At 68.2% G+C, this 393-nt stretch carries 1 protein-coding gene; it reads right to left on the bottom strand.

What is annotated here, in order from left to right:
• The coding region (locus tag GPA21_RS20520) for a flagellar motor protein MotB (RefSeq protein ID WP_281355982.1) at nucleotides 1-332 on the bottom strand (332 nt) is incomplete at its 3' end.
• Nucleotides 333-393: the final 61 nt, after the last annotated feature.

The raw sequence follows: 393 nt of genomic DNA, 5'->3' as shown, positions 1-393 counted from the left end.
CGGCTGCCCGGCGCGCCCGCGGCCTCGCCCTCGCCGCCCTTGCCCTCGCCACCCTTGCCTTTGCCGGCGGGGGCCGGATCGTTCGGCACGTCCTGCGGGTCGTTGACCCCCTTCCGGTCGTGCGTGACCTCGGCGAGCTTCACCGGGTTGAAGTACTCGGCGATGGTCTGCTTCTGCTCCTTGCTGGTCGAGTTGATCAGCCACATCACGAGGAACAGCGCCATCATCGCCGTCATGAAGTCGGCGAGCGCGATCTTCCAGGCGCCGCCGTGGTGACCGTCCTCGTGGTCGCCGTGGCGCTTGATGATGATGATCTCTTGGTGCTCGGACATCTCACGCCTCCGCCACGGCGGCGGCGATCTCCGTCACCGGACCCGAGGATCTGATCGCGGC

Source organism: Azoarcus taiwanensis (genome assembly GCF_012910885.1).
Lineage (GTDB): Bacteria > Pseudomonadota > Gammaproteobacteria > Burkholderiales > Rhodocyclaceae > Azoarcus_F > Azoarcus_F taiwanensis.
This window is presented reverse-complemented; position numbering and strand designations above follow the sequence as displayed.